Genomic DNA, 26,339 nt, shown 5'->3' on the forward strand with positions numbered 1-26,339 from the left:
GTGTCACTTTCGCTTTGGCAGCAGTGTCTTGCCCGATTGCAGGATGAGTTACCAGCCACAGAATTCAGCATGTGGATACGCCCGTTGCAGGCGGAACTGAGCGATAACACGCTGGCTTTGTATGCGCCAAACCGTTTTGTGCTCGATTGGGTAAGAGATAAGTATCTCAACAATATCAATGGATTACTCAACACATTCTGCGGCGCGGATGCCCCACAACTGCGTTTTGAGGTGGGAACAAAGCCCGTTACGCAAACGCTAAAAACGCCTGTGCATAACGTTGTCGCGCCTGCGCAGACAACAATGGCGCAGCCGCAGCGCATAGCGCCTGCGGCCCGTTCGGGCTGGGATAACGTGCCAGCGCCCGCGGAGCCGACCTACCGATCCAACGTTAACGTTAAACATACGTTTGATAACTTCGTCGAAGGTAAATCCAACCAACTGGCGCGCGCGGCGGCACGTCAGGTGGCGGATAATCCTGGCGGCGCTTATAACCCGTTATTCCTCTATGGCGGCACCGGTCTGGGTAAAACTCACCTGCTGCACGCGGTGGGTAACGGCATTATGGCGCGCAAACCCAACGCGAAAGTCGTGTATATGCACTCCGAGCGCTTTGTGCAGGACATGGTAAAAGCCCTGCAAAACAACGCCATCGAAGAGTTTAAACGCTATTACCGCTCCGTTGACGCATTGCTGATCGACGATATTCAATTCTTCGCCAATAAAGAACGATCGCAGGAAGAGTTTTTCCACACGTTTAACGCTCTGCTGGAAGGCAATCAGCAGATCATTTTGACGTCGGATCGCTATCCGAAGGAGATCAACGGCGTCGAGGATCGTCTCAAGTCCCGCTTTGGTTGGGGGCTGACAGTGGCGATCGAACCGCCAGAACTGGAAACCCGCGTGGCGATCCTGATGAAAAAAGCGGACGAAAATGATATTCGTCTGCCGGGCGAGGTGGCGTTCTTTATCGCCAAACGTCTACGCTCTAACGTGCGTGAACTGGAAGGGGCGCTGAACCGGGTGATCGCCAATGCCAACTTTACCGGCCGGGCGATTACCATCGACTTTGTGCGCGAAGCGTTGCGCGATTTGCTGGCGTTACAGGAAAAACTGGTCACCATCGACAATATTCAGAAGACGGTGGCGGAGTATTACAAAATCAAAATTGCAGATCTGCTTTCTAAGCGCCGATCTCGCTCGGTAGCACGTCCGCGCCAGATGGCTATGGCGCTGGCAAAAGAGCTCACCAACCACAGTCTGCCGGAAATCGGCGATGCGTTTGGCGGGCGCGACCACACTACCGTACTTCATGCCTGTCGCAAAATTGAGCAACTGCGTGAAGAAAGCCACGATATCAAAGAAGATTTTTCAAATTTAATCAGAACATTGTCGTCGTGATCCTATGAAATTTACCGTTGAACGTGAACATTTATTAAAACCGCTTCAGCAGGTCAGCGGCCCGCTGGGCGGTCGTCCTACACTGCCGATTCTCGGTAACCTGCTCCTCCAGGTAGCGGACGGTACGCTTTCTCTGACCGGCACCGATCTTGAAATGGAGATGGTCGCGCGCGTTACGCTTTCTCAGTCGCATGAGCCAGGCGCCACTACCGTGCCGGCGCGGAAATTCTTTGATATCTGCCGTGGCCTGCCGGAGGGCGCGGAGATTGCCGTTCAGTTGGAAGGCGATCGGATGCTGGTGCGTTCTGGCCGTAGCCGCTTCTCGCTATCTACACTGCCTGCCGCCGACTTCCCGAATCTTGACGACTGGCAAAGCGAAGTTGAATTTACGCTGCCGCAGGCCACGATGAAGCGCCTGATTGAAGCGACCCAGTTTTCCATGGCCCATCAGGATGTGCGCTACTATTTAAACGGTATGCTGTTTGAAACGGAAGGTAGCGAATTGCGCACTGTCGCGACTGACGGCCACCGTCTGGCGGTGTGCTCAATGCCGCTGGAAGCGTCTTTACCCAGCCACTCGGTGATTGTGCCGCGTAAAGGCGTGATTGAACTGATGCGTATGCTCGACGGCGGCGAAAACCCGCTGCGCGTGCAGATCGGCAGTAATAATATCCGCGCGCACGTTGGTGATTTTATCTTTACCTCGAAGCTGGTAGATGGTCGCTTCCCGGATTACCGTCGCGTTCTGCCGAAGAATCCGGATAAACATCTGGAAGCGGGCTGCGATATTCTCAAGCAGGCGTTTGCCCGCGCGGCGATCCTCTCTAACGAGAAATTCCGCGGCGTGCGTCTGTATGTCAGTGAGAATCAGCTCAAAATCACCGCCAATAACCCGGAACAGGAAGAGGCAGAAGAGATTCTGGATGTGAGCTACGGCGGGACGGAGATGGAAATCGGTTTTAACGTCAGTTACGTGCTGGACGTGCTCAATGCGCTGAAGTGCGAAACCGTGCGCATTATGCTGACGGATTCCGTATCCAGCGTACAGATTGAAGATGCGGCGTCACAGTCGGCTGCCTATGTTGTTATGCCAATGCGCTTGTAAAGAATATCGGGCTATCTTACTTGTTATTCTGGCTCCGGGCAGTGCTCGCAATCCTCACGTACTCCAGTACGCTCCGGTTGCTGTGCGCTGGCCGTAACCAGACTAACTGCGCCGATAACGCCCTGGTTATGAGTTGATATGTCGCTATCCAGACTGCTAATCAAAGACTTCCGCAACATAGAAAATGCGGATCTCGCTTTATCCCCCGGCTTTAACTTCCTGGTTGGCGCGAACGGCAGCGGCAAAACCAGCGTGCTGGAAGCGATTTATACGCTTGGCCACGGTCGGGCGTTTCGCAGTTTGCAGCCTGGCCGCGTGATTCGTCATGAGCAGGAAGCGTTTGTTCTTCACGGGCGCTTGCAGGGCGAGGAGCGTGAGACATCGATTGGGTTAACCAAAGATAAGCAGGGCGACAGCAAAGTCCGTATTGACGGTACTGACGGTCACAAGGTCGCTGAGCTGGCGCATTTAATGCCGATGCAGTTGATTACGCCGGAGGGGTTTACTTTACTCAATGGCGGCCCCAAATACAGAAGAGCGTTCCTTGACTGGGGATGCTTTCACAACGAAGCCGGATTCTTCACCGCCTGGAGCAACCTGAAACGATTGCTGAAGCAGCGTAATGCCGCACTGCGCCAGGTAAGCCGTTATGAGCAACTACGCCCGTGGGATAAAGAGTTGATCCCGCTGGCGGAACAAATTAGCTCCTGGCGGGCGGAGTACAGTAGCGCTATTGCACAGGACATGGCGGATACCTGTCAGCAGTTTTTACCTGAATTTTCCTTGACGTTCTCTTTCCAGCGCGGCTGGGAGAAAGAGACAGACTATGCGGACGTGCTGGAGCGAAGCTTTGAACGCGACCGTATGTTGACCTACACCGCGCACGGGCCGCATAAAGCGGACTTTCGCATTCGCGCTGACGGCGCGCCGGTGGAAGATACCCTGTCGCGCGGGCAGCTAAAGTTGTTGATGTGCGCCTTACGTTTGGCGCAGGGCGAGTTCCTTACCCGCGAAAGCGGACGGCGCTGCCTGTACCTGATAGATGATTTTGCCTCTGAACTTGACGATGCGCGTCGCGGGCTGCTGGCCAGCCGCTTAAAAGCGACGCAATCGCAAGTCTTTGTCAGCGCAATCAGCGCTGAACACGTTCTGGACATGTCGGACAAAAATTCGAAGATGTTCAGCGTAGAAAAAGGTAAAATAACGGATTAACCCAAGATTAAATGAGCGAGAAACGTTGATGTCGAATTCTTATGACTCCTCCAGTATCAAAGTCCTGAAAGGGCTGGATGCGGTGCGTAAGCGCCCGGGTATGTATATCGGCGACACGGATGACGGCACCGGTCTGCACCACATGGTATTCGAGGTGGTAGATAACGCTATCGACGAAGCGCTCGCAGGTCACTGTAAAGATATCGTCGTGACTATTCACGCCGATAACTCCGTATCTGTAACGGATGATGGCCGTGGCATTCCGACCGGGATTCACCCGGAAGAAGGTGTCTCAGCGGCGGAAGTGATCATGACCGTTCTGCACGCGGGCGGTAAATTTGACGATAACTCCTATAAAGTCTCCGGCGGTCTGCACGGCGTGGGTGTCTCGGTAGTCAACGCCCTGTCGCAAAAACTGGAACTGGTTATCCAGCGAGATGGCAAAACTCACCGTCAGATCTACGAGCACGGCGTGCCGCAGGCACCGCTGGCCGTCACTGGCGATACCGATAAAACCGGTACGATGGTCCGTTTCTGGCCGAGCCACGAAACGTTCACCAATGTCACTGAGTTTGAATATGAGATTCTGGCGAAACGCCTGCGTGAACTGTCATTCCTGAACTCTGGCGTCTCCATCCGCCTGCGCGACAAGCGCGACGGCAAAGAAGATCATTTCCACTACGAAGGCGGCATCAAGGCGTTTGTTGAATATCTGAACAAGAATAAAACGCCGATCCACCCGAATATCTTCTACTTCTCCACCGAAAAAGACGGTATCGGCGTCGAAGTGGCGCTACAGTGGAACGACGGTTTTCAGGAAAACATCTACTGCTTTACCAACAACATTCCGCAGCGCGATGGCGGTACCCACCTGGCAGGCTTCCGTGCGGCGATGACCCGTACCCTGAACGCCTACATGGACAAAGAAGGCTACAGCAAAAAAGCCAAAGTTAGCGCCACCGGCGACGATGCTCGTGAAGGCCTGATTGCGGTCGTTTCCGTGAAGGTGCCGGACCCGAAATTCTCCTCGCAGACCAAAGACAAGCTGGTCTCTTCCGAGGTGAAATCGGCAGTGGAACAGCAGATGAACGAACTGCTGAGTGAATACCTGCTGGAAAACCCATCTGACGCGAAAATTGTCGTCGGCAAAATTATCGACGCCGCCCGTGCGCGTGAAGCGGCGCGTCGCGCCCGTGAAATGACCCGTCGTAAAGGCGCGCTGGACTTAGCCGGTCTGCCGGGCAAGCTGGCGGATTGTCAGGAACGCGATCCGGCGCTGTCTGAACTGTACCTGGTGGAAGGGGACTCCGCGGGCGGCTCTGCGAAGCAGGGGCGTAACCGCAAGAACCAGGCGATTCTGCCGCTGAAAGGTAAAATCCTCAACGTCGAGAAAGCGCGCTTCGACAAGATGCTCTCTTCCCAGGAAGTGGCGACGCTGATTACCGCGTTGGGTTGCGGTATCGGTCGCGACGAGTACAACCCGGACAAGTTGCGTTATCACAGCATCATCATCATGACCGATGCGGACGTCGACGGCTCGCACATCCGTACGCTGCTGTTGACCTTCTTCTATCGTCAGATGCCGGAAATCGTCGAGCGCGGCCATGTCTACATTGCCCAGCCGCCGCTGTACAAAGTGAAGAAAGGCAAGCAGGAACAGTACATTAAAGACGATGAAGCGATGGATCAGTATCAGATTTCCATCGCGCTTGACGGTGCGACTCTGCACGCGAACGCCAGCGCGCCGGCGCTGTCCGGCGAAGCGTTAGAAAAACTGGTGTCTGAATATAACGCCACGCAGAAAATGATTGGGCGTATGGAGCGCCGCTTCCCGAAAGCGCTGCTCAAAGAGCTGGTGTATCAGCCAACTCTGACCGAAGCCGATCTTTCTGATGAGCAGACCGTAACGCGTTGGGTGAATGCGCTGATTACCGAGCTGAATGAGAAAGAGCAGCACGGCAGCCAGTGGAAGTTCGATGTTCATACTAATACGGAACAGAATCTGTTCGAGCCGATCGTTCGCGTGCGTACGCACGGCGTGGATACCGATTATCCGTTGGATCACGAGTTTGTGACTGGCGCGGAGTATCGTCGTATCTGCACGCTGGGCGAGAAGTTGCGCGGTCTGATTGAAGAGGACGCGTTTATCGAACGCGGCGAGCGTCGTCAGCCGGTAACCAGCTTCGAGCAGGCGCTGGAGTGGCTGGTGAAAGAATCACGTCGCGGTCTGGCTATCCAGCGTTATAAAGGTCTGGGTGAAATGAACCCGGATCAGCTGTGGGAAACCACAATGGACCCGGAAAGCCGCCGTATGCTGCGCGTGACCGTCAAAGATGCGATTGCTGCCGACCAGTTGTTCACCACGCTGATGGGCGACGCCGTTGAACCGCGTCGTGCCTTTATCGAAGAGAACGCCCTGAAAGCGGCGAATATCGATATCTGATGGTTCTTTTGCCTCAGTGAAAAACGCCTGAATATTTCAGGCGTTTTTTCAGTAAGTTTTTAGATCATTTGCTGGCCAATAAAAAATCGTCCCGAATCGGTGTAAAAATATCCAACAGCTTTCCTGCTTTCAGACAGACGCAGCCATGCATAATATTGGGTCGCTTGTACAACGTATCACCCTGTTTTACCACCTGCGACTCATTGCCGATAGTAAATTTGAACTCGCCCGCAAGCACATAAGTAAGCTGTTCATGGGGATGACTATGTAATGGCCCGATAGCGCCTTCAGTAAACTCCACTTCTACTGCTATCAGGGAACCACTGTGGGCGAGGATCTGTCTGGAAACCCCATTCCCCACGCTATTCTTCACGGTATCATTGTGTAATACGAACATTGATTTTTCTCTTTCAGTAATGAGTTATGCTAAAGGGATTAAATGAGCAGTAAGATTATTTACCGTAACGATGAGGTTCTCATTTTCAATTTTTATCTGGATATCATCTTCACCGGAAAAATCGGTAACAGTGATATGGGCGACCTGTTTTTCTTTAGAGCGCATGGTGAGATAAGTAAGATCTGACGTTGAAGGATTATTCGGCCCTTTACCCAGGAAAAGCATACTATTGCTTAGTGATAAGCAGTAAAGATTAAATTTATCAGGAGCACACCAGGTCAGTTTCACTGGAACCTCCAGGCTAACTTCCTTCGCCACGAAAACACGGGGAAAGAGCGTTTTCTTGTATTCAGCAAGCGGTGGTTCAGCGTTAATAAGATAAGTAGTATTAATTTCCTGGTCGAATGGATTATCGACAGTAATGATATCAATCAGTAAGTCATTCTTTACGGTGATATTTCTGCGAAAAACAACGTCTTTATAGGCCTCTTCATCCCATTCAACCCGGGTTTTACTGTCCGGGAGTAGGGGAGTACTTTTCCATTCGACTTCTGTGATGAGCTGTACCGTGCCATTTTCCTCGTGATATGACACCACATAGGGATTCGCTGGCGCCTGGTTTTTCCCGTTAATACAGAGTGTATTATGTGAAAAGGAGTTCTTGTAGTAACCGTAATGCAAGGGAGCGCCGTAGCCCGTTGTCCCTGGGTCTGGAAAAAGGGCCCGGCCATTATTAAACACGGTTAACCCCAGACGATCGTAATGATCGTGCTCGCCACCATAGGGAGTATGTTTGATACAAATGGCACGTCCTGGCTTATTCCTGATAATAGTCAGGCCACTTTCTGCGGTGTGTAGAGTCTCTTGCGGCGGTAAAAGAGACGTAGAGGGGAGCGTTTTACCGTAAAATAATGCATCGATGCTGTTTCGGGGACGCTGACTATAGATTTGTTTTAATAACTGTCCATACTCAGGCGTGCCGTAATACCACCAGGCATATTCATAAATATCGGTATGTGTCAGTTTTTCCTGACCATTAACACAATCGTTAATTTTCGGTAAAGTCATATCCGGCATTAACTGTGTCAGTGGTACACTTAACATTTTTGGGTAATAAGCGGTTTTCAGTAAGCTGTAATCAGAACCGCTGGCCATTTTTTCATAGGTGAAAAAACCTTGTAGTGCATAAAAATGGTAATGCAGAGAACCTTCAAACCACATACCGTCTGGCATTAAGGCGTGTTCCAGTTGATATCGCAATCCATACTGACTATTGATAGCGAATTCGAGATAAACGTTGTCGTCCAAAACGGCACCAATTATGCCGATTGCAGTGCTTATTTTGACTTCGTGATTATGGATCTGATTACACCGGTGTTTCATCAAAAACTCAGCGCCGGAACGCAACAGACGTTCTGCAATATATTGGTCTTCCTCCGCTGTCAACGTTGTACGGATAATGTCAAAACCTCTGGCAAAATCTGTATGACAGTTGGCCTCGCATAATGTCTGGGCATTCGCTTTACCCGGACCATTGTAAGGAATGCCACCATGCTCCTGATAGTCTGGATAATATTGGGCGTATTGCATCAAAACATCCCGGACCTTATTGAGATAGTGGGGTTCATTCGTTAGCAGCCATAGTACCGCTAATTCGTAACATGCTTTTGCATTCAACCCATTAAGCCAACGCCACCATGCGCCATCATAGGGTTCACCAGCAAAACTTGCGTGATCAATAGGGCAGCGATGTAACCCTGGAGAATGGCGATCCCAGATTAAACGCACACTATGATCCGGACAAAAAAAGTAATGATTCCAGGTTGCACATCCGATTTCAGGAACCAGAACTGGGTTATTAATAACATCATTATTAACCGCGATCAGCGCCTTTATTATATCTGGTGTTATGCGCTTGCGAGCCTGTAATACCTGCGATTGTGTGAACTGCTTCATGTCGCCCTCGTTATTTCACCAACACTGAACCCGGGATGAGAATATTGATATCTTTGTTATTCTCCTTTACAAGTAATGCTGCGTTTTTGGTGAATTCCGCATCCTGGTACGCCCTTGCAGCCGCTAATAACGGTCCTATTGCTTCGGAAGGTGTGTATCGGATATCTTCATGCACCCAGGATTTTTGCGGCTTTCCAGTTTGCTCGCTAACCAGAGCAAACGCTTTTTTCATCGTGCGGTTATCCAGTTCGAATCCCCAGACATCGTTGTGCGTTTTCTCTCCATAGCGCCCCATACGCGCATAGGCCGACAGTGCGAAATTGGTGTAATGAAAGGAACGAGTGCGTTCAGTTTCAGACGTGAGTTCACCGGCTGCATTTACCTGAGAAATTAGGTGGCGCAATTTGAAGATCTCTACCTGTCGCTGCGCCTGCTGTAGTTGGTCCGTAAAGAGGGAAAATGCGGTCACTTGTGTGTCATACCATGCCCCATGATTGTTATACCAGTTTGATTCCTCGAAACCGTTGTGGCTTGTTAACAGCCATTGGGTATAGTCAGCGTACCATTTTTTATACCCTGTGAGCGCTTGCGGCGTGATGTACCCGGATGTTTCCAGTAAAGCAATACTATCAGCCACATCAATCAACACACGGGTATCAATAATACCAATACCACGTCCATTTACTTTTCCGGGGATCGCTTGTGCGTAATTCAAGTTAGGGTTCATCCTGGTTTTGCTATCAAGAAACCAGGCGTGTAAAAGCTGTTGCGCTTTTTTCGCGTATTTATCCTTACCGCTGTAAAACCAGGCTAGCTCCAATGCCTGCACATCGTTGGAGAACCGCACCATCCGTTTACTGTCGGTGCCGTCTGTTTTTGTATCAGGATTGATTTGTCCATCTTTACGTATATAGGGCATTCCGTCTTTCCTATCAGGATTTGGCCACCAGTACGGGCCAAAACTGTAATAGTCATGCCTGTTTCCTGAGGCGGGGAGCAGTGTTTTATCCGTGACGGAATAAACGGAATGGCCGAGCGCGGCGTCAGCCTGCTGCAAAAGCGCTTGCCAGGCTGGCATATACTGAGCGTCATGGCGGCGAATGTTTTGCTTGATACTCAACATTTGCTCGCAATCATAAGTCAGACAATGAGGTAGCGCTGCAGCGAAAGCTTGGGCGCAGAAAACCCCACTGGCAATAAATGCCAGGTAATATATTATACTTTTCATTGTATTTAGCCTGTTTATTCGAAGTTAATTGTTAGCCCAACGCGGAAGCGGTTTTCGGTTAATCCTGATTCATCGTCATATTTACCTTGCTGTTCCATATAATCCCACTCAACGTAGGGTTGCCAGGTTTTATTCAGTTTATATTTAACGACCAGATCATTTTCATACGCGCTTTTCTTCCCATTATTATAATGGAAATCATTCACGTAACGATAGAACACCGGATTATCCTGAATACCCCAGTATTGATTCTGCCAGCCAAAGTACAAATCCAGTCGTTCGACGCTTCCTTTATCCTGATTACCAGAAAGATCTGTAGAATCATACTGGTTCCAGTCATAACGAAAACGAACTCCGGAATAAATTGAGTCAGTCATATTCCAGACAAATTTGACGTAGGGGCGAATTTGTGTGCCATCAGCACTCCAGTGATAAATCATCCCTGGCTGTATAGTAATCTTAGGGTTTAATATATATTTATAGTTACCTTCAATTTCATTGTAACTGACAGTAGACTGATCAAAGTTATCGTCACCTTGTTTATTATCTGTCTCCATACTTAACCAGTACCCGGATTTAAAACTTTGGCTCATTTTAAAGCGAGATTCATAACTATGGCTGGCCTCTTTATAGCCACCACGCATATCAAAAGTCATAGCATGGCCGACTACAGGACAACAACAAGCCGCCAGCAATAAAGCTGTTTTATTCATTAAATTATTTCCTTGCCGAGATTTTAGAATTTATGCAGCGATAGGCTGTATGCTTTTTTTAGGCGTTTTTATAAGAACCCATAAAAAGAGTGCGCCAACTAAGTCGAATACCCCTAATCCTACAAAAAAGGCGTTATAACCAATTACAGTCACCATAGCCCCCAGAAAAAGACCAAACAGGAAATTTCCCATGCTGCCGGTAAATGCAGCAAACCCTGTTGCCGTCCCCACTTCTTGTTTAGGGAACAAGTCTGAAGACATACTGATGACCGTAATAGACAGACACTGATGAGCGAAACCGGCAATACAGAACAGCGCAAGAGCAACATAAACATTGGTGACGAAGCCAACGCCTGCCATTGATAACATCAGGATAGAGGCAAATGTAAATGTGATACGTTTGGCATTCAGCACACAAATACCACGGTTAACCAGTAGGCGAGAAATGTAACCGGCAAAGATGCAGCCGAAGTCAGCCGTCAGGAAAGGCAGCCAGGCGAACATTGCGATATGCGCCATATCCATATGTCGAATGGTTACAAGATAAAGTGGCATCCAGTAATGCAACGTTCCCCAGGCCGGATCGGCCATAAAACGTGGTAATGAAATAGCCCATAAATTACGGTGAGTAATGATAGAGCGAAGCGTCGCTTTTTCTTTTACCACCTCAATCTGATCGGCCTGTACGGTGTCATATTCTGCCTTTATCAGCGCAGGGTGTTGTTCCGGAGAACGGTAAAAAATGTACCATATCGCTGCCCACACAATACCTATCGCCCCGGTTACGACAAACGACATTTCCCAGTTGTAATTAACGATTGCCCAGACCACTAGCGGTGGTGCCAGCATTGCGCCGACGGATGTTCCCAGACTATAAATACCGCATGCCAATCCTCTTTCTTTTGCCGGGAACCATTCCGCTGTGACTTTCATACCCGCAGGGTTAAAGGCAGCCTCGGTTAATCCTAAACCGCCGCGTAGCCATGCCATTGGCAGCCAGGTACTGCATAATCCCGTCAGCATGTTGAAAATAGACCATAGCGCCGCAAGAAGAGCAAAACTTAATCGTAGGCCAAACTTGTCAATAATAAAGCCGCATGCAATACCACCGATTGCATAGGTAAAAGGAAAGACGGAGACAATCCAGGAATACTGCTCGCTCGATAGCCCCAATGTTCTCATCATCTCAGGCGCAGCAACGCCAAGGGTACTTCTTGCCAGATAGTTGGTAATGGTGCCCAACATCACAAGGACGATGATGTACCATCGTAGATTCTTAATTTTCATTGTTGGTCTCATGTATACAGTTGGTTTTAAGAAACATTGGTCATTAAAAAATGAAACGTTGTTTCGTATGCATGAAACTCAAATTTAATATTAATTTCCGTGAGGAAATTCACACTTACATAAAGCTAAAAGATACGCAAAATATTTTATGTATAAAAAAACCTACCAGATTTAATAATTTTTATTTTTTTTATGAGGTTATGTGGTTTTTCACAAAGGCTTAGTGACTATTTTTAAAAATAATGAAATATACATATTTTTATTAAATGTAAAAACAAAAAAGCATAGATAATTAGTATTTAATTAAAAAATAGAGTGCGCCATTGTTATAATCTAAGTCATTAAGCATTGGCTTTTTTATTGTTTGGATGCATGAAGGCTGCGAGTGTTAAATCTCATATAAAATTAATGACCGTACTGATATGCAACAATTATGGACCTGTGGAGTAAAGCGGTAAGCGTTAGCCATAACGGGGATTCTTTTGTCGTAATCCAGCCCCTTTTGATAGCTGTTTTTTGTGCCGAATCGCGTTAGCATGGGCCAGTACTCATTTCATCCGGGGAACTCATGGCTATCAAACTTATTGCTATCGACATGGATGGCACCCTTCTGCTGCCCGATCACACCATTTCGCCTGCCGTTAAAAACGCGGTTGCTGCAGCCCGCGAAAAAGGGGTGAACGTGGTGCTGACCACGGGGCGTCCATATGCGGGCGTTCACAGCTATCTGAAAGAACTTCATATGGAACAACCCGGCGACTACTGCATCACCTATAACGGCGCTCTGGTGCAGAAAGCCGGTGATGGCAGTACGGTGGCGCAAACAGCGCTGAGCTATGACGATTATCGTTTCCTTGAGCAGCTATCCCGCGAAGTGGGGTCTCACTTCCACGCGTTGGATCGCAACACGCTCTATACTGCCAACCGCGATATCAGCTACTACACCGTACATGAATCCTATGTCGCGACCATTCCGCTGGTGTTCTGCGAAGCAGAGAAAATGGACCCGGCGACGCAGTTCCTGAAAGTCATGATGATTGATGAACCCGCGATCCTTGATAAGGCTATCGCGCGCATTCCGGCGGAAGTAAAAGAGAAGTACACCGTGCTGAAAAGCGCGCCGTACTTCCTTGAAATCCTCGATAAACGCGTCAATAAAGGTACGGGCGTAAAATCGCTGGCCGACGCGCTGGGCATCAAGCCGGAAGAGGTGATGGCGATTGGCGATCAGGAAAATGACATTGCGATGATTGAGTTTGCCGGCATGGGCGTGGCGATGGACAACGCCATTCCGTCGGTAAAAGAGGTTGCCAACTTCGTCACTAAATCAAATCTGGAAGATGGTGTCGCCTGGGCTATCGAAAAATTTGTGCTGAACCCCGACCACTCATCCGGCCATTTTCCCGCCCGATAAGGCATAGTCGCCATCGGGCGAATACGCGCTTAACGACCCGCGCTTGTTGCGGGTTTTTTTATGTCTTTCGTTTACGTCTTATAACGTTCTCATAGCCAATTGTCGTTTTTGTGATCTAAATTGTAGTGCAACACAACTACATTGTTGACATGGTACAAATAACACAGACCAAATCCCCAGTTGCGCTGACTGTCAGTGATGCAGAACAGCCATTCGGCAATTGAGGTCATTTTCTGCATTCAATTGAGGCTGATAGCGATAGCAACTTTCGCTGACTAAAAACAGCTTACAGGCAAAACGCATGCTGACGTTTCGACTTCTGACCGCGTGCTGTGTCATCGGCTTTCGACGCGATGGCGTCACCACTTTTTTGCCACGGCCTTCTGAATGATTTCGGCTTTAAGTCACTCCTCAGCATACATTTTTTTGAGGCGGAGATTTCCATCTTCCAGCTTTTTCAAACGGGTCATCATGGAGGCTCCATACCGCCAAAACGTGAACGCCACTTATAGAAACTGCATTGCTCATGCCATGCTCACGACACAGTTCAGCCACAGGTGCTCCGGCCTCGGCTTGCTTCAGGATGGACATGATCTGGCTGTCAGTAAAACGTGATTTTTTCATAGAGATCTTCCCGGTTTAGGTGATGAGAAAATTCTACTTATCAACACACCGATTTTTCGGGGGGGGGGCCCGGTAACATATTGCGACAACTGGGGTAATTTTGGTTAAGTTCCGGCCGATGTATGATGGACCCATACTTAACCAGACAAACTAAAAGGATTTTCTATGTCGAATCCGGAAAACGGCCCGCAGCTCCCGGCCATTCGCTGGCCGGTGCCGAAAAATAACCGGGGCGGGGAGTTCAGTAACCTGGAGGAGATGCTGGCGCATCTGGAGGGCGAGGCCACCGGGCACTGGCTTATCGGCCGCAATGGCATGTGGCACGGCGGCATTCACATTAGTGACACCACCACGCCGTGGTATGCGCTCAGCGGTCAGGCGATGAATGAGGCGGTGGATTTCCCGGTACCGTTTCCGGGGGAGCAGGCCGTGCGCTGCATGGCGGACGGTGAGGTGGTGGCCTACCGGATTAACCGGGATTACCTCAGCGTGCCGTGGTACTGGGGGGATTTATGCTACTCCGGGTCTTTTGTGCTTATTCGCCACCGTATTCAGCCAGGGAAAACGGCAGAGAGCGGGCTGACCTTTTACACCCTGTATATGCACCTCGCGCCCTGGCTGGCCTACCCGGAGCGGGACAGTACAGCGTTTCAGGTGGCTGACGGCCAGCGCCTGAAGGCGTATGTGGATGCGTCCCGGCAGTGGGTGGCGGCAGAGCTGCCGTCCGGCACGCGGGTGACATGGGATAAAGCGGTCAGCGCCGACACCATGACCGGGAGCAACGGGCGGCAGTATGCGCACGTCACGCTGGCGGAGCCGGTCACGGGCTGCATGAGCCTGAGCACCGGGGACCGGGTGTGGACGGTGTGCGACAGAGAGAATCTGGTTCCGGCCCGCGACAGCGCCACCCGTCCGGCGTGGTGGTCCCCGTTCCTGCCGCCGTCACGTGAAACGGTGCAGTTTGATACGGTGGTGTGCCCGACCCCTTACCCGATTAAGGCCGGGGACCCGGTGGGTCATCTGGGCTGGTTTCAGGTGCCCGGTGAAGACGGACATGAAAAACGCTATCAGGTGCATATCGAATGCCTGACGACGGACGACCTGCCGCACTTCCTGAGCAACCCGGAAGGCACGGGGCGCGACATGCCCGCCTTTGCCCGCTGTCCGAAGGACATTCCGGTGTACCTGCAATTCAGCGGCGGAGAAATACAGAAGGGGCTGATAACCACGCAGACCGAAACGGTGATGGCGCTGTCCGGGCAGGCAGTGACGGACAAAGAGGGTAAACGCTACTGGCCGGGCGGGTCGTCGCGGGGGCTGCTGGCGGAGTCGGATATGCAGTTGTTGTCCCGGTACGATCTGGCCGGCCGGGGTTTTGAGACGACAGAAGACAGCCCGGCGAGCTTTGACCATCTCGACGGGAAGACGCAGCCGAAAGGGCTGGTGAAGACGATTTTTGAGCGGTTTTTCAGCGTGGCGGACAATGACGGGAAACCCTACAGCAAGGCGGTGGCGTTTAACTACCGGCAACTACTGGACAGGATTGACGATGCGAAATCCCCCCAGTATAACCCGGAACAGTACCGGCGTGCGGTGCAGAATCCGTCAATGCGTGACCACCTTTATCGGCTGTGCGTGAAGCACCCCAGTGACTGGTATTACTCGTCGGAAGCGCCTGTGTGGAAAACGTTTTTTACGCCGCAGCTAAAAAAAGAAGCGCCGGAATGGTACGCCTACAGCGAGAAGTTCCTGATTGACCTGCGCTGGATGCATCGTGTGGCGGGGATGGTGGAAAATCCGTGGCATATGCATCCGCTGGTGTTTCTCGATGCTATTGCTATGAATGCTAAGGTGTGGGTGCTGGGTACAACGTCAGAACACTATGAGTCCGGTGGAAGAGGACCTGGAGTTGTGTCTTCAGGGCGGGGGGATCATGGTGGCGCTTCGTATGGATGCTATCAGTTATCTTCTAAACCAGGCGTTGTTCAGGATTATATTCAGCAATCAAAATATAAAGATAGACTCACTGGTTTGCAGGTTGGGACACAAGAATTTAATACTGAGTGGAAAAAGATAGCTAGCGAGCATAAAGAGGATTTTGCTCACGAACAATATCTTTTTATAAAGAAAACTCATTATGAAGTACAGCTAGGATTTCTGGGTAAAAAAGGGATTAATATAAAGCATAAGCGAGCGGCTATACATGACATGATATGGTCTACTTCAGTCCAATATGGACCATATACAGACATTATAATTAAAGCTACAAAAGAATTTTCTTTTGAAAATGCTACTGATGCTCAAATTATAACTGCGGTGCAAGATTATAAGTACGCGCATGTAGAAACAAAATTTGCTAGTTCCCCCACTCTTTGGTCTGGGTTGAAGGATAGAGTCGTAAGTGAGAAAAGCAAATTATTGGATTTGACTCAATATAATTATGAGGTTGAGTAATTATGAGGTTTATTAATTTTGTTGGTGTGACTATCTTTGTAATGTCTTTTTCTACATTCTCACAAAATGTGAGTGAATATAGTAAAGAGTACACTGATTGTATATCTAAGACAGTAAATAACCCCATGTCAACGGAGTGCATTGACTCAGAAATAAACGCACAGAACAAGTCAATAGATTCATTCATTGGTAAGCATGGCGATATAACCTCTCCAGAGGATGGTAATATTGTAGAACTTAAGTTATTTACTGATAACCAGCGTAAATACATTGATGGGAAATGTGACTTGTGGCTGAAGACTGGAGGGCAAAACGGAATGCTTTTAAATAAACAGTGCGTTTTGGATGAAACAATTTCGCTTAAAAAGTTGTTGTCTGACTTTGTTAGTTCTGTTGATGGTTAATTAAATCATGTGGAGGATCTTCTTGAGATCCTCCATGGAACGTCGTAATCCTTTGCTCTGTAAACGAAAAAAACCGCAGGAAGACAGGTTGGTTCGGTTTCGTCGAGCAGCAAACTTGCCAAAACCGGGCGATAACTGATCTTCACAGGAACAGTCACCAAAGCAGTACACTTTGTTTAGCTGCTTCAAACTGGCTTCTTCAAACGACAAAGTAACTTTTTCACTCTCACGTTCCTGCTATCTCCAGTTACCAGTGGCGTTTTTACGTGCTTTTCTGGGTTGGGCTCAAGTGAACAGTTACCGGATAAGGCGCAGCAGTCGGGCTGAACGGGGATTCTTGCTTACAGGGAGTGAGGGCCAATGGGACGAAAACGTACGCTAAGAGCATAATGTGTTGTTTATAACAGGTTTATTTATAGCGAATTGATGCTTATTATAACGAAAAATTACGTCTGGTGTTTTTGTAATGCGCATTATAAAAATGCGATTATAAAAAAGGATTCGGCAAGGATCCTTTGGCGTGCTTTTACTACCAGTTGCCTGGGGTCTTGCGTAATCCCTTTACAAGCGTCAATTTTATCACCATACAACTGGCAGGTTAGTCCGGGGTCGTTGAGCTTATCCCTCTTTGAAACCGGACGATATCCATGCGTCGAGCGCCGTCACTCCCTGCGTCACGATAGTTTTAATATCTATCTCGCTAAGCGGCTGCATTTCCAGCTCCCGACAGGCATCGGTCGCCTGAGTCATCCCCAGGCTGGCGCAGCCGCTTTTTAATTTATGCGCCAGCCGCTTAATGTTAACGTCGTCATTCATGGCGCGCGCCGCCTCGATCTCCTCGACTAAAGGCAGCGCGCTGTCTTTGAATAACGTGACCCATTGTCGGAGTTTTTCCGGGCCGACAGACGCCATATCGCCGGCAAGCTGATGTTCATTCAGCATCGCCCGCGCGTTGTGAGATTTGCCCTGTAAATAATGCGCTATCATGCGGTAAAGCTCCTCGCGGGGAATGGGTTTCTGAATAATCCCGCAGAAAAGACCGGCGGTACGCTGACGGAGATTATCGTCTATCACATGCGCGCTAAAACCAATGCGTTTCATGGCGGGATACTGACTCATCAACTGCTGCGCCAGGGTTAAGCCGTCATAATCCGGTAAATCAAAATCCACCAGCGCCACATCAAAGGACTCGCCTTTGGCTAAACAGCGTAGCGCGTCATTCGCGCTTTCAGCAAGTGAGACCTTTACCCCTTTGCTTGTGAGCATTTCAGCGGTAATACGCTGCGTCAGCATATTATCTTCAATCAGCAACAAGCGTAGTCCGTTAAGATTTATCGGTTCCCTGAGCGCATTTTTGCTTGCGGGTTTGGGGTGGCGAACCGGCAGTTGTAAACGAAAACAACTGCCAACATGAAGCGTACTGGTGACGGTTAGCGTCCCACCCATCGCCTCTGCCAGGCTGGCGCTGATAGCCAGCCCCAGCCCCGTCCCGCCCCGGCGTCCTGTCGCCTGCACAAACGGTTTGAAAATAGCCGTCAGCTTCTCTTCAGGGATACCGCATCCGGTATCTTCAACCTCAATAAACCAGCTTTTATCGTCGCAAAACGTGCGCAGCAATATATTGCCGCGATCGGTAAATTTCGCCGCATTACTTAAAAGATTAATCACAATTTGGCGTATCCGGCGCGGATCGCCTTGTAGCGTTGAGGGGAGTTGGTCGCTAAAGTCGGCGATGAGCGCCACCTGAACGCGGCTATGCATTAAATGCAACGCGCTATTCAATAATTGTCGCGGTTCAAACGGCTCCTCGCTAATGGAAACGTTGGTTCCACCTACTTCAATCGCTGAGTAATCAAGAATATCGTTAAGAATCGCCAGTAGCGATTCGCCTGAATCATTAATGGCCTGTAAATCGTCGCGGTAGTTTGCCATGAGCGGTTTATCGGCCAGCAATTGTACCGTACCGAGAATGCCGTAAAGCGGCGTGCGAATTTCATGGCTCATGGCGGCAAGAAACGTTGATTTCGCCTCGTTGGCTTTTTCCGCTTCGGCGCGCGCCTGTCGGTGTTCCAGCACCAGCGCATGAAGCTCCGCCGTTTGCGATCGCACCTGCTCCGCCAAATCCTCACGGTGGCGGTTCAATTTGCGCACGTTGGCGCGAAACGCTTCCATCAGACGGCTGATGGTATCAAGTTCGCTGACGCCAGCCGCCTCCGGGAACGGCGAGTCAATATCGCCCTCCAGTAGCCGTTGTAAGGCCTGCGTTTGTTGCGCCAGCGGGCGGGATACGGAACGGTAAACCACTCGCCAAAGAATAAAACTTAATGAGCACAGCGCCAGGATACCCAGGATCACTAACCCTATTTGCCCACGCTGACTGGCGTGTTTAAGGCGTGCTAAACCAGTCTCGTTACGTTTCTCAATGGCGTTCACTAACAGCGACACTTCCGTACTGAAGCGGGTAAACTGAAAGAGGTTATTTGCCATGAGCGTTTGAAGCTGTTCGCGGATGGCGTTTTCCTTACGGAATAGGGTAACCAGCGTGGTGTACTGGTTTATTTTCACCAGCGCGTCGGCGATTTGGGCGCGAACGGTCGGATCTTCTATACGTTGCTGGCGGCGGGATAAAATTCTAACCAACTGATTAAGCTTTTCATCGGTTTCATCGGCATCGTTCAGCCCTTGCGCGTCTTTTAAGGTCACAATGAGCTGCTTAAACCGCAGGGCGTTGACCCGGAGCTCATTCATCTGATTCACATACTCAAGGTCGATATCAATCAGCCGGTCAAGCGCGCGTTCAGCCTGGTCCCCTTTATCGCTTTCGATAAGATCGTAAATACCGGCCTGGGTGGCGCCTGCAGATGTCGCTGCATTATTGGCCTGTCCGTGAGCCTGGGCGGCAATGATTTCCGCTGCCTCCGCAATCTGGCGGCTTAACTGCTGTTGCTGTGCGCGCAGCGTGAGAATTTCACCGACCAGCGTACCCTGCTGCCCAAGCGTTTGTGCGATCTCTTTTTCTTGCCGGGCAATGGCCGAGGTAGTAAACCCCTGCTCGCTTAATGCCTGCAATATATGGTTAATTTTGAGGCTTTGCGCTTTCAGCATCTTCCCCTGGGCCAGCCAAACGCTCTCGCTGTCGGCATTGGTCAGATTTTGCGCGGAAAAGAGCTCATAAGCGCTGGCTTCGCTTAACTGCCGGGCCATATTCATCGTGGGGATCAGCGCTTGCGTATTGGTTTGCTCCACCTGACTAATGACGCGCAGGCTTATCCAGCCGATCACGGTGCTGAGTAGGGTGAGCGCCGCCATCAGGGCGAAGGCCAGCCATAATCTGCGGGTCAGTGAGGGCGTTGACATTTATGCGCCGCGGATGAAATGGGTTGAGTTGCCGCCGGAAAAACCATTAGGATAAAACCTTGTCGGTGGTGGGGCTATCATGCGCGCGCTTATTTCGTTCTTTTTTTTGATAATCATCGTCTCGAATGTAGAAACGGCGTTAGCCGGAACCGGGCTGCTACACTGGACGCGCGCCGATCGGGCGATTCCCTGGCGGCAAACGTCAGTCAATGCGATTAAACCCTGGAAACTGTGCGCATTATACCCCAGCCTGAAAGATTCTTACTGGTTGTCCGTCAACTACGGGATGCAAAAAGCGGCCAAATTGTATGGCGTTGATTTAAAAGTGCTGGAAGCGAATGGCTATCGGCAACTGGCGACGCAACAACAGCAAATGATGCAGTGCCGGGAATGGGGCGCCGACGCTATTCTGCTTGGCAGCAGTACCGATCGTTTCCCGGGGCTGGAGCAGTATGCCGGTAATGTGCCGGTTATTGAACTGGTGAACATGATTCACGATGCCAGCGTCGCAACCCGCGTTGGTCTGCCGTGGTTTCAGATGGGCTATCTGCCGGGACGTTTCCTGGCGCAGTGGAGCAAAGGAAAAACGCTTAACGTTTTGCTCTTCCCGGGGCCGGATGAAGCCGGTGGTAGTCAGGAGATGGTGGCGGGTTTTCGTCAGGCGATTAAAGACAGCGCCATCAACATTGTGGATATCGCCTGGGGCGATAACGACATTGAAGTGCAGCGAAACTTACTCCAGGAAATGCTGGAGCGCCATCCGGATGCTAATGTGGTAGCCGGGTCGGCGATAGCGGCGGAGGCGGCGATGGGCGAAGGGCGGAATTTGACGACCCCGCTCACGATCGTCTCATTTTATCTGACACATCAGGTTTATCGCGGTTTAAAACGCGGCCATATCCTGATGGCGCTCAGCGATCAGATGGCCTGGCAGGGAGAATTAGCGATAGCGCAGTCGATTAAGGTCTTACAGGGGCAACCGGTGCCTGAAAATATCAGCCCACCAGTGCTTATTTTGACGCATAAAAACGCCGATAGCGTGCGCGTTCGTCGTTCGCTATCGCCGCCGGGATTTCGGCCCGTCTATCTGTATCAATACACCTCCGAGGCTAAAAAGTAGCCTTCGCCATGCTGTGTGACCAGCAGTTCCGGCGTAATTTTATGGCGTAAGCGGCGAACCAGTACATCAATCGTGCGGAGATCCGGGGTCTCTACGCGGCGGGCGGAAAGCATTCGCAGCAGGCGTTCGCGATGCAGCACTTTGCCTGGGTTGGTCACAAAGGCCAGCAGTAGCTCGTACTCTGCGCGCGTAAGCTTAATGGCTTCACCGTTGTGCTCCAGCGTGTGATTCATCACGTTCAGGCAGTAACCGGAAAACATGTAGCAGTTTTCATTGGCGTTTTGCGGCGTGGGGTGGGCCAGATCGATGCGCCACAAAAGATTTTTCACCCGCACTACCAGCTCGCGCAGTTCCAGCGGCTTGGTGACGTAGTCGTCCGCGCCCATCTCCAGCCCGACGATGCGGTCGATTTGGTCGCAACGCCCCGTCACCAGAATAATGCCCACCGTGGAGCGTTCGCGTAGCGCCCTGGTCAGCATCAACCCGTTTTCATCGGGGAGATTGATATCCAGCAAGATCAGCGAAACGTGCTCATGCTCCATGATGTCGCGCAGGCCCGCGCCGCTGTCGGCCACAGAAACACGATACCCCTCCTGCTCAAAATAGGCCTGTAATCTGGCCTGAGTAACAGGTTCATCCTCAACAATAACAATGTGATGTGACATCCTGCGCGCGATCTCTTTCTGTTCATATCTGTTCATATATTGCCGTATCCCGTTCATCCTGACCAGTGACGCTGTTCATATTTGCGGAATAAGATCTGTGCATTAAACCATATAATTACAGGGGCTATTATGCGAAAACTCTGGAGAGCGCTACTCAGGCCAAGCGCCCGTTGGTCGATACTGGCGCTGGTCATTGTCGGGATTGTGATCGGCGTTGCGCTGATCGTGTTACCTCACGTCGGTATCAAACTGACCAGTACGACAGAGTTTTGCGTTAGCTGCCATAGTATGCAGCCGGTGTATCAGGAATATAAACAGTCCGTACATTTCCAGAACGCTTCCGGCGTACGCGCGGAATGCCACGACTGCCATATTCCCCCCGATATTCCAGGCATGGTGAAACGTAAGCTGGAAGCCAGCAACGATCTTTACCAGACATTTATCGCCCACTCGATTGATACCCCGGAAAAATTTGAAGCCAAACGCGCCGAGCTTGCCGAGCGTGAATGGGCGCGCATGAAAGAGAATAACTCCGCGACCTGTCGCTCCTGCCATAACTACGATGCGATGGATCACGCGAAACAGAACCCGGAAGCGGCGCGGCAAATGAAAATCGCCGCTAAAGAAAATCAATCCTGCATCGACTGTCATAAAGGAATTGCCCACCAGCTACCGGATATGAGCAGCGGTTTCCGCAAACAGTTTGAAGAACTGCGCGCCAGCGCCAGTACACATAATGACGGCGATACACTCTATTCGCTGGATATCAAGCCGATTTATGCCGCTAAAGGCGATAAAGAACCGGCAGGATCGCTGTTACCTGCTTCTGAAGTGAAAGTCCTTAAACGGGACGGTGACTGGCTGCAAGTGCAAATCGAAGGCTGGACGGAGACGGACGGTCGCCAGCGCGTGCTGACGCAGTTGCCCGGTAAACGTATTTTTGTCGCCTCGATTCGCGGCGATGTGCAACAGCATGTGAAAACGCTGGAAGAGACCACCGTCGCGGCGACCAATACTCAGTGGAGCAAATTACAGGCAACCGCGTGGATGCAAAAAGGCGACATGGTAAATGACATTAAACCGATTTGGGCCTACGCCGACTCCCTCTATAACGGCACCTGTAATCAGTGTCACGGCGCGCCGGACAAATCGCACTTCGACGCTAATGGCTGGATCGGCACGCTCAACGGCATGATCGGTTTCACCAGTCTGGATAAGCGTGAAGAACGTACCTTGTTGAAATATCTCCAGATGAATGCGTCTGATACCACCAACACGCCGCACAGCGATAAGGGAGAACACAATGAAAAATAAGGACACGTTACACGTCTCTCGTCGACGTTTTCTGGCGCAGCTCGGCGGTTTGACGGTGGCAGGAATGCTGGGGCCGTCACTGCTGACGCCCCGTAGCGCCCGCGCGGCTGATGCCGTTGCGCCAGGCGCCGCGACGAAAGAGGGTATCCTTACCGGTTCTCACTGGGGGGCGATTCGCGCCACGGTGGTTGACGGTCGATTTGTGGCGGCAAAACCGTTTGAACAGGATAAATACCCGTCCAAAATGATCGCCGGTCTGCCCGATCACGTCCACAACGCGGCGCGTATTCGCTATCCGATGGTGCGCGTCGACTGGATGCGCAAAGGCCATCAAAGCGACACCTCGCAGCGCGGCGATAATCGTTTTGTGCGCGTCTCCTGGGATGAAGCGCTGGATCTGTTCTATCAGGAACTGGAGCGGGTGCAAACCACCTACGGGCCGAGCGCGTTACTGACGGCGAGCGGCTGGCAATCTACCGGCATGTTCCATAACGCCTCCGGGATGCTGGCGCGCGCGATTGCGCTGCATGGCAATAGTGTCAGCACGGGGGGGGACTATTCGACCGGCGCGGCGCAGGTGATTCTGCCGCGCGTGGTGGGGTCAATGGAAGTGTACGAACAGCAAACTTCATGGCCTCTTGTTTTACAGAACAGTAAAACGATTGTGCTATGGGGGTCTGATATGGTGAAAAACCAGCAGGCAAACTGGTGGTGCCCGGATCACGATGTCTATCAGTACTATGAACAATTAAAAGAGAAGGTTGCCAGCGGCGCTATCTCGGTCATCAGCATCGACCCGGTCGTTACCTCCACACACGATTATCTGGGGCGCGATAAGGTCAAACATATCGCCATTAACCCTCAGACGGATGTTCCGTTACAACTGGCGCTGGCGCATACCCTGTACAGCGAGAAACTGTACGATAAAAATTTCCTTGATAATTACTGCGTCGGTTTTGGCCAGTTCCTCCCCTATTTGCTGGGCGAGAAAGATGGACAGTCCAAAGATGCCGCCTGGGCGGAAAAACTGTGCGGTATTGACGCCGACACCATCCGCGCGTTGGCGCGGCAGATGGCGGGCGACAGAACGCAAATCATCGCTGGCTGGTGCGTACAACGTATGCAGCATGGCGAACAGTGGTCATGGATGGTCGTCGTGCTGGCGGCAATGCTGGGACAGATTGGTTTGCCGGGCGGCGGCTTTGGTTTTGGCTGGCACTACAACGGCGCCGGGACGCCTGGCCGTAAGGGGATCATTTTAAGCGGCTTCTCCGGTTCGACGACCGTTCCGCCAGTACACGACAGCACGGATTACAAAGGCTACAGCAGCACCATTCCTATTGCGCGTTTTATGGATGCCATCCTTGACCCCGGGAAGGTCATTAACTGGAACGGGAAATCGGTTAAATTACCGCCGCTGAAGATGTGCGTGTTCGCCGGGACCAATCCGTTCCACCGACACCAACAAATTAATCGTATTATTGAGGGGTGGCGCAAGCTGGAAACGGTCATCGCTATTGATAACCAGTGGACCTCGACCTGCCGCTTTGCGGATATCGTTTTGCCGGCTACCACCCAATTTGAGCGTAACGACCTCGATCAGTTCGGCAACCATTCTAACCGCGGCATTATCGCCATGAAACAGGTGGTGTCGCCGCAGTTTGAAGCGCGTAACGACTTTGATATTTTCCGCGATCTCTGCCGACGCTTTAACCGTGAAGCGGCATTCACGGAAGGTCTTGATGAAATGGGCTGGCTGAAACGCATCTGGCAGGAAGGGAGCCAGCAGGGAAAAGGTCGCGGTATCCACTTACCGACTTTCGAGGTGTTCTGGAATCAGCAGGAGTACATCGAGTTTGATCATCCGCAGATGTTTGTGCGCCATCAGGCTTTCCGTGAAGATCCGGACCTGGAGCCGTTGGGCACGCCAAGCGGTTTGATCGAGATTTACTCCAAAACGATCGCCGACATGCAATACGACGATTGTCAGGGCCATCCTATGTGGTTCGAAAAAATCGAACGCTCGCATGGCGGGCCGGGATCGCAGCGCTGGCCGCTGCACTTACAATCCGTCCACCCTGATTTCCGTCTGCATTCCCAACTGTGCGAGTCGGAAACGCTGCGTCAGCAATATGCCGTTGGAGGCAAGGAACCGGTCTTTATTAACCCACAGGATGCCAGCGCGCGCGGGATCCGCAACGGTGATATTGTGCGGGTATTCAATGCACGCGGGCAGGTACTGGCGGGGGCGGTAGTTTCCGATCGCTATGCGCCGGGCGTGGCGCGAATTCATGAAGGCGCCTGGTACGATCCTGATAAAGGCGGCGACATCAACGCGTTGTGTAAGTACGGCAACCCTAACGTATTAACGCTGGATATCGGTACATCGCAGCTCGCACAGGCGACCAGCGCGCATACGACGCTGGTGGAAATTGAAAAATATACCGGCCATATTGATAACGTCACGGCGTTTAACGGTCCGGTTGAGATGGTCGCGCAGTGTGAATATGTACCCGCATCGCAGGGGAATCCGCATGATTAAGCAGCCAGCGCTTGCTCAGGAACAGTATGCCTGCGTATATGCATGGCTGGCGTTACTCTTTTTCCGGGAAGTGGATGATGAAGGGTTAATGCAATTACAGTCCGCGGAGATCGCGGACTGGCTGGCGCTATTAAAGCGCCAGCCAGCGCTGGTGGCGTCGGTGGCGTTACTCGAACAAAAAATTGCCGCGCTTAGCCTGCGCCAGGATGCGCAGTTGGAGCTGGCGGCAGATTTTTGCGGATTATTCCTGATGACGGATAAAAAATCGGCGTTGCCCTACGCCTCGCAATACCCGCAGCAGGAATCCGGCATGATTAAACATTTATTGCTCGAAGCCGGGATGGAGGTCAACGACGGTTTTAAAGAGCCAGCCGATCACCTGGCAATTTATCTGGAATTACTCAGCCATTTACATTTTTCATTGGGTGAATCGTTCCAACAACGGAGAATGAATAAATTACTCCAGAAAACATTGTCGTCATTACTGGAATGGCTTCCGGAATTTACAAATAATTGCGTTAAGCATGATCCCTATGGTTTTTATGCTGCGTTAAGTCAATTATTGTTGGCTATCGTTCGTTTTGATGACGAAAAAGAGGATTTATCCATTGTTGTTGCTGAATAAACCAGGTGATGGGCATCGCAAAATGAATGTTACGATAGCCGGGGGTTATCATATCTATAGGTTTAGCCAATTGTAATT

18 protein-coding genes and 1 pseudogene are annotated in these 26,339 nt (G+C 50.9%); 11 read left to right on the forward strand and 8 right to left on the reverse strand.

What is annotated here, in order from left to right; all coding sequences use genetic code 11:
- The 4 genes from dnaA to gyrB all read left to right on the forward strand — a co-directional run bounded on the left by dnaA (window position 1) and on the right by gyrB (window position 6,161).
- Window positions 1-1,401, forward strand: a complete 1,401-nt coding sequence (gene dnaA, locus ACE15A_RS00005; RefSeq protein WP_023247201.1) for a chromosomal replication initiator protein DnaA — start codon at window positions 1-3, stop codon at window positions 1,399-1,401.
- 4 nt (window positions 1,402-1,405) lie between these two features.
- Window positions 1,406-2,506 carry a DNA polymerase III subunit beta gene (gene dnaN / locus ACE15A_RS00010; RefSeq protein WP_053511042.1) on the forward strand — a complete coding sequence of 367 codons (1,101 nt, stop codon included), beginning with the start codon at window positions 1,406-1,408 and terminating at the stop codon, window positions 2,504-2,506.
- 138 nt (window positions 2,507-2,644) lie between these two features.
- Window positions 2,645-3,718 (forward strand): DNA replication/repair protein RecF, encoded by a 1,074-nt coding sequence (gene recF / locus ACE15A_RS00015; protein ID WP_023247203.1) that lies wholly within the window; start codon window positions 2,645-2,647, stop codon window positions 3,716-3,718.
- 28 nt (window positions 3,719-3,746) lie between these two features.
- Complete coding sequence (gyrB, locus tag ACE15A_RS00020; protein WP_023247204.1) at window positions 3,747-6,161, forward strand: DNA topoisomerase (ATP-hydrolyzing) subunit B; 2,415 nt, start codon at window positions 3,747-3,749, stop codon at window positions 6,159-6,161.
- A 64-nt stretch (window positions 6,162-6,225) separates the two neighbouring features.
- Here the strand turns inward: gyrB and ACE15A_RS00025 are convergent, their stop codons facing one another.
- The 5 genes from ACE15A_RS00025 to ACE15A_RS00045 are packed head-to-tail and all read right to left on the reverse strand — an operon-like array spanning window position 6,226 to window position 11,742.
- The gene (locus ACE15A_RS00025; protein WP_053511040.1) at window positions 6,226-6,558 is read right to left on the reverse strand and encodes a cupin domain-containing protein; all 333 of its coding nucleotides are present in this window, start codon (window positions 6,556-6,558) and stop codon (window positions 6,226-6,228) included.
- A 24-nt stretch (window positions 6,559-6,582) separates the two neighbouring features.
- Complete coding sequence (locus tag ACE15A_RS00030) at window positions 6,583-8,514, reverse strand: heparinase II/III family protein (protein ID WP_064055823.1); 1,932 nt, start codon at window positions 8,512-8,514, stop codon at window positions 6,583-6,585.
- Window positions 8,515-8,524: 10 nt separating this feature from the next.
- On the reverse strand, window positions 8,525-9,742 hold the full coding sequence (locus ACE15A_RS00035; protein ID WP_064055822.1) for an alginate lyase family protein: 1,218 nt from the start codon (window positions 9,740-9,742) through the stop codon (window positions 8,525-8,527).
- A gap of 14 nt (window positions 9,743-9,756) precedes the next feature.
- Window positions 9,757-10,455: an oligogalacturonate-specific porin KdgM family protein gene (locus ACE15A_RS00040; RefSeq protein ID WP_023247208.1), complete on the reverse strand. Its 699-nt coding sequence runs from the start codon at window positions 10,453-10,455 to the stop codon at window positions 9,757-9,759.
- Between the two features lie 30 nt (window positions 10,456-10,485).
- The gene (locus ACE15A_RS00045) at window positions 10,486-11,742 is read right to left on the reverse strand and encodes an MFS transporter (protein WP_053529110.1); all 1,257 of its coding nucleotides are present in this window, start codon (window positions 11,740-11,742) and stop codon (window positions 10,486-10,488) included.
- A gap of 568 nt (window positions 11,743-12,310) precedes the next feature.
- On the opposite strand from ACE15A_RS00045, the gene yidA reads away from it, so the two are divergent.
- Window positions 12,311-13,156 (forward strand): sugar-phosphatase, encoded by an 846-nt coding sequence (yidA, locus tag ACE15A_RS00050; RefSeq protein ID WP_000985581.1) that lies wholly within the window; start codon window positions 12,311-12,313, stop codon window positions 13,154-13,156.
- Window positions 13,157-13,263: 107 nt separating this feature from the next.
- Here yidA and ACE15A_RS00055 read toward each other — a convergent pair.
- Window positions 13,264-13,780 (reverse strand): annotated as a pseudogene (locus ACE15A_RS00055) (transposase); the annotation flags it as partial.
- 165 nt (window positions 13,781-13,945) lie between these two features.
- On the opposite strand from ACE15A_RS00055, the gene ACE15A_RS00060 reads away from it, so the two are divergent.
- Together ACE15A_RS00060 and ACE15A_RS00065 are read left to right on the forward strand one after the other, a co-directional pair.
- Window positions 13,946-16,234: a hypothetical protein gene (locus ACE15A_RS00060; RefSeq protein WP_053511033.1), complete on the forward strand. Its 2,289-nt coding sequence runs from the start codon at window positions 13,946-13,948 to the stop codon at window positions 16,232-16,234.
- 2 nt (window positions 16,235-16,236) lie between these two features.
- Complete coding sequence (locus ACE15A_RS00065) at window positions 16,237-16,638, forward strand: hypothetical protein (RefSeq protein ID WP_053511031.1); 402 nt, start codon at window positions 16,237-16,239, stop codon at window positions 16,636-16,638.
- A 618-nt stretch (window positions 16,639-17,256) separates the two neighbouring features.
- Here the strand turns inward: ACE15A_RS00065 and torS are convergent.
- The gene (gene torS, locus ACE15A_RS00070) at window positions 17,257-19,995 is read right to left on the reverse strand and encodes a TMAO reductase system sensor histidine kinase/response regulator TorS (protein WP_053511029.1); all 2,739 of its coding nucleotides are present in this window, start codon (window positions 19,993-19,995) and stop codon (window positions 17,257-17,259) included.
- A gap of 79 nt (window positions 19,996-20,074) precedes the next feature.
- Here torS and torT point away from each other — a divergent pair, with 79 nt between their 5' ends.
- A complete protein-coding gene (gene torT, locus ACE15A_RS00075) occupies window positions 20,075-21,115 on the forward strand; it encodes a TMAO reductase system periplasmic protein TorT (RefSeq protein WP_023247215.1) in 1,041 nt (346 codons plus the stop codon).
- On the opposite strand, the gene torR is transcribed toward torT, so the two are convergent.
- On the reverse strand, window positions 21,088-21,780 hold the full coding sequence (gene torR / locus ACE15A_RS00080) for a two-component system response regulator TorR (protein ID WP_023247216.1): 693 nt from the start codon (window positions 21,778-21,780) through the stop codon (window positions 21,088-21,090). The two genes, torT and torR, sit on opposite strands and share 28 nt — an antisense overlap.
- A gap of 129 nt (window positions 21,781-21,909) precedes the next feature.
- Between torR and torC the strand changes: the two genes are divergently transcribed.
- From torC to torD, 3 genes are read left to right on the forward strand one after another with little or no spacing between them, the layout of a single operon-like run.
- Window positions 21,910-23,094, forward strand: a complete 1,185-nt coding sequence (torC, locus tag ACE15A_RS00085) for a pentaheme c-type cytochrome TorC (RefSeq protein ID WP_053511027.1) — start codon at window positions 21,910-21,912, stop codon at window positions 23,092-23,094.
- Entirely contained in the window at window positions 23,084-25,636 is a 2,553-nt protein-coding gene (torA, locus tag ACE15A_RS00090; RefSeq protein ID WP_064055877.1) for a trimethylamine-N-oxide reductase TorA, read from the forward strand. The genes torC and torA overlap by 11 nt, the downstream gene beginning before the upstream one ends.
- Window positions 25,629-26,261: a molecular chaperone TorD gene (gene torD / locus ACE15A_RS00095; RefSeq protein ID WP_053511025.1), complete on the forward strand. Its 633-nt coding sequence runs from the start codon at window positions 25,629-25,631 to the stop codon at window positions 26,259-26,261. The genes torA and torD overlap by 8 nt, the downstream gene beginning before the upstream one ends.
- The last annotated feature ends 78 nt before the right edge of the window (window positions 26,262-26,339 follow it).

The organism is Salmonella sp. HY31 (assembly GCF_042604575.1).
Taxonomy (GTDB): Bacteria; Pseudomonadota; Gammaproteobacteria; order Enterobacterales; family Enterobacteriaceae; genus Salmonella; species Salmonella diarizonae.

Bases quoted from the DNA above. Each gene is read 5' to 3' on its own strand.
- dnaN (WP_053511042.1), top strand. From the start codon at position 1,406: ATGAAATTTACCGTTGAACGTGAACATTTATTAAAACCGCTTCAGCAG.
- torS (WP_053511029.1), bottom strand. From the start codon at position 19,995: ATGTCAACGCCCTCACTGACCCGCAGATTATGGCTGGCCTTCGCCCTG.
- ACE15A_RS00040 (WP_023247208.1), bottom strand. From the start codon at position 10,455: ATGAATAAAACAGCTTTATTGCTGGCGGCTTGTTGTTGTCCTGTAGTC.
- torT (WP_023247215.1), top strand. From the start codon at position 20,075: ATGCGCGCGCTTATTTCGTTCTTTTTTTTGATAATCATCGTCTCGAAT.
- torD (WP_053511025.1), top strand. From the start codon at position 25,629: ATGATTAAGCAGCCAGCGCTTGCTCAGGAACAGTATGCCTGCGTATAT.
- ACE15A_RS00060 (WP_053511033.1), top strand. From the start codon at position 13,946: ATGTCGAATCCGGAAAACGGCCCGCAGCTCCCGGCCATTCGCTGGCCG.
- ACE15A_RS00030 (WP_064055823.1), bottom strand. From the start codon at position 8,514: ATGAAGCAGTTCACACAATCGCAGGTATTACAGGCTCGCAAGCGCATA.
- gyrB (WP_023247204.1), top strand. From the start codon at position 3,747: ATGTCGAATTCTTATGACTCCTCCAGTATCAAAGTCCTGAAAGGGCTG.
- ACE15A_RS00045 (WP_053529110.1), bottom strand. From the start codon at position 11,742: ATGAAAATTAAGAATCTACGATGGTACATCATCGTCCTTGTGATGTTG.
- recF (WP_023247203.1), top strand. From the start codon at position 2,645: ATGTCGCTATCCAGACTGCTAATCAAAGACTTCCGCAACATAGAAAAT.
- torA (WP_064055877.1), top strand. From the start codon at position 23,084: ATGAAAAATAAGGACACGTTACACGTCTCTCGTCGACGTTTTCTGGCG.
- yidA (WP_000985581.1), top strand. From the start codon at position 12,311: ATGGCTATCAAACTTATTGCTATCGACATGGATGGCACCCTTCTGCTG.
- ACE15A_RS00025 (WP_053511040.1), bottom strand. From the start codon at position 6,558: ATGTTCGTATTACACAATGATACCGTGAAGAATAGCGTGGGGAATGGG.
- torC (WP_053511027.1), top strand. From the start codon at position 21,910: ATGCGAAAACTCTGGAGAGCGCTACTCAGGCCAAGCGCCCGTTGGTCG.
- ACE15A_RS00065 (WP_053511031.1), top strand. From the start codon at position 16,237: ATGAGGTTTATTAATTTTGTTGGTGTGACTATCTTTGTAATGTCTTTT.
- ACE15A_RS00035 (WP_064055822.1), bottom strand. From the start codon at position 9,742: ATGAAAAGTATAATATATTACCTGGCATTTATTGCCAGTGGGGTTTTC.
- torR (WP_023247216.1), bottom strand. From the start codon at position 21,780: ATGTCACATCACATTGTTATTGTTGAGGATGAACCTGTTACTCAGGCC.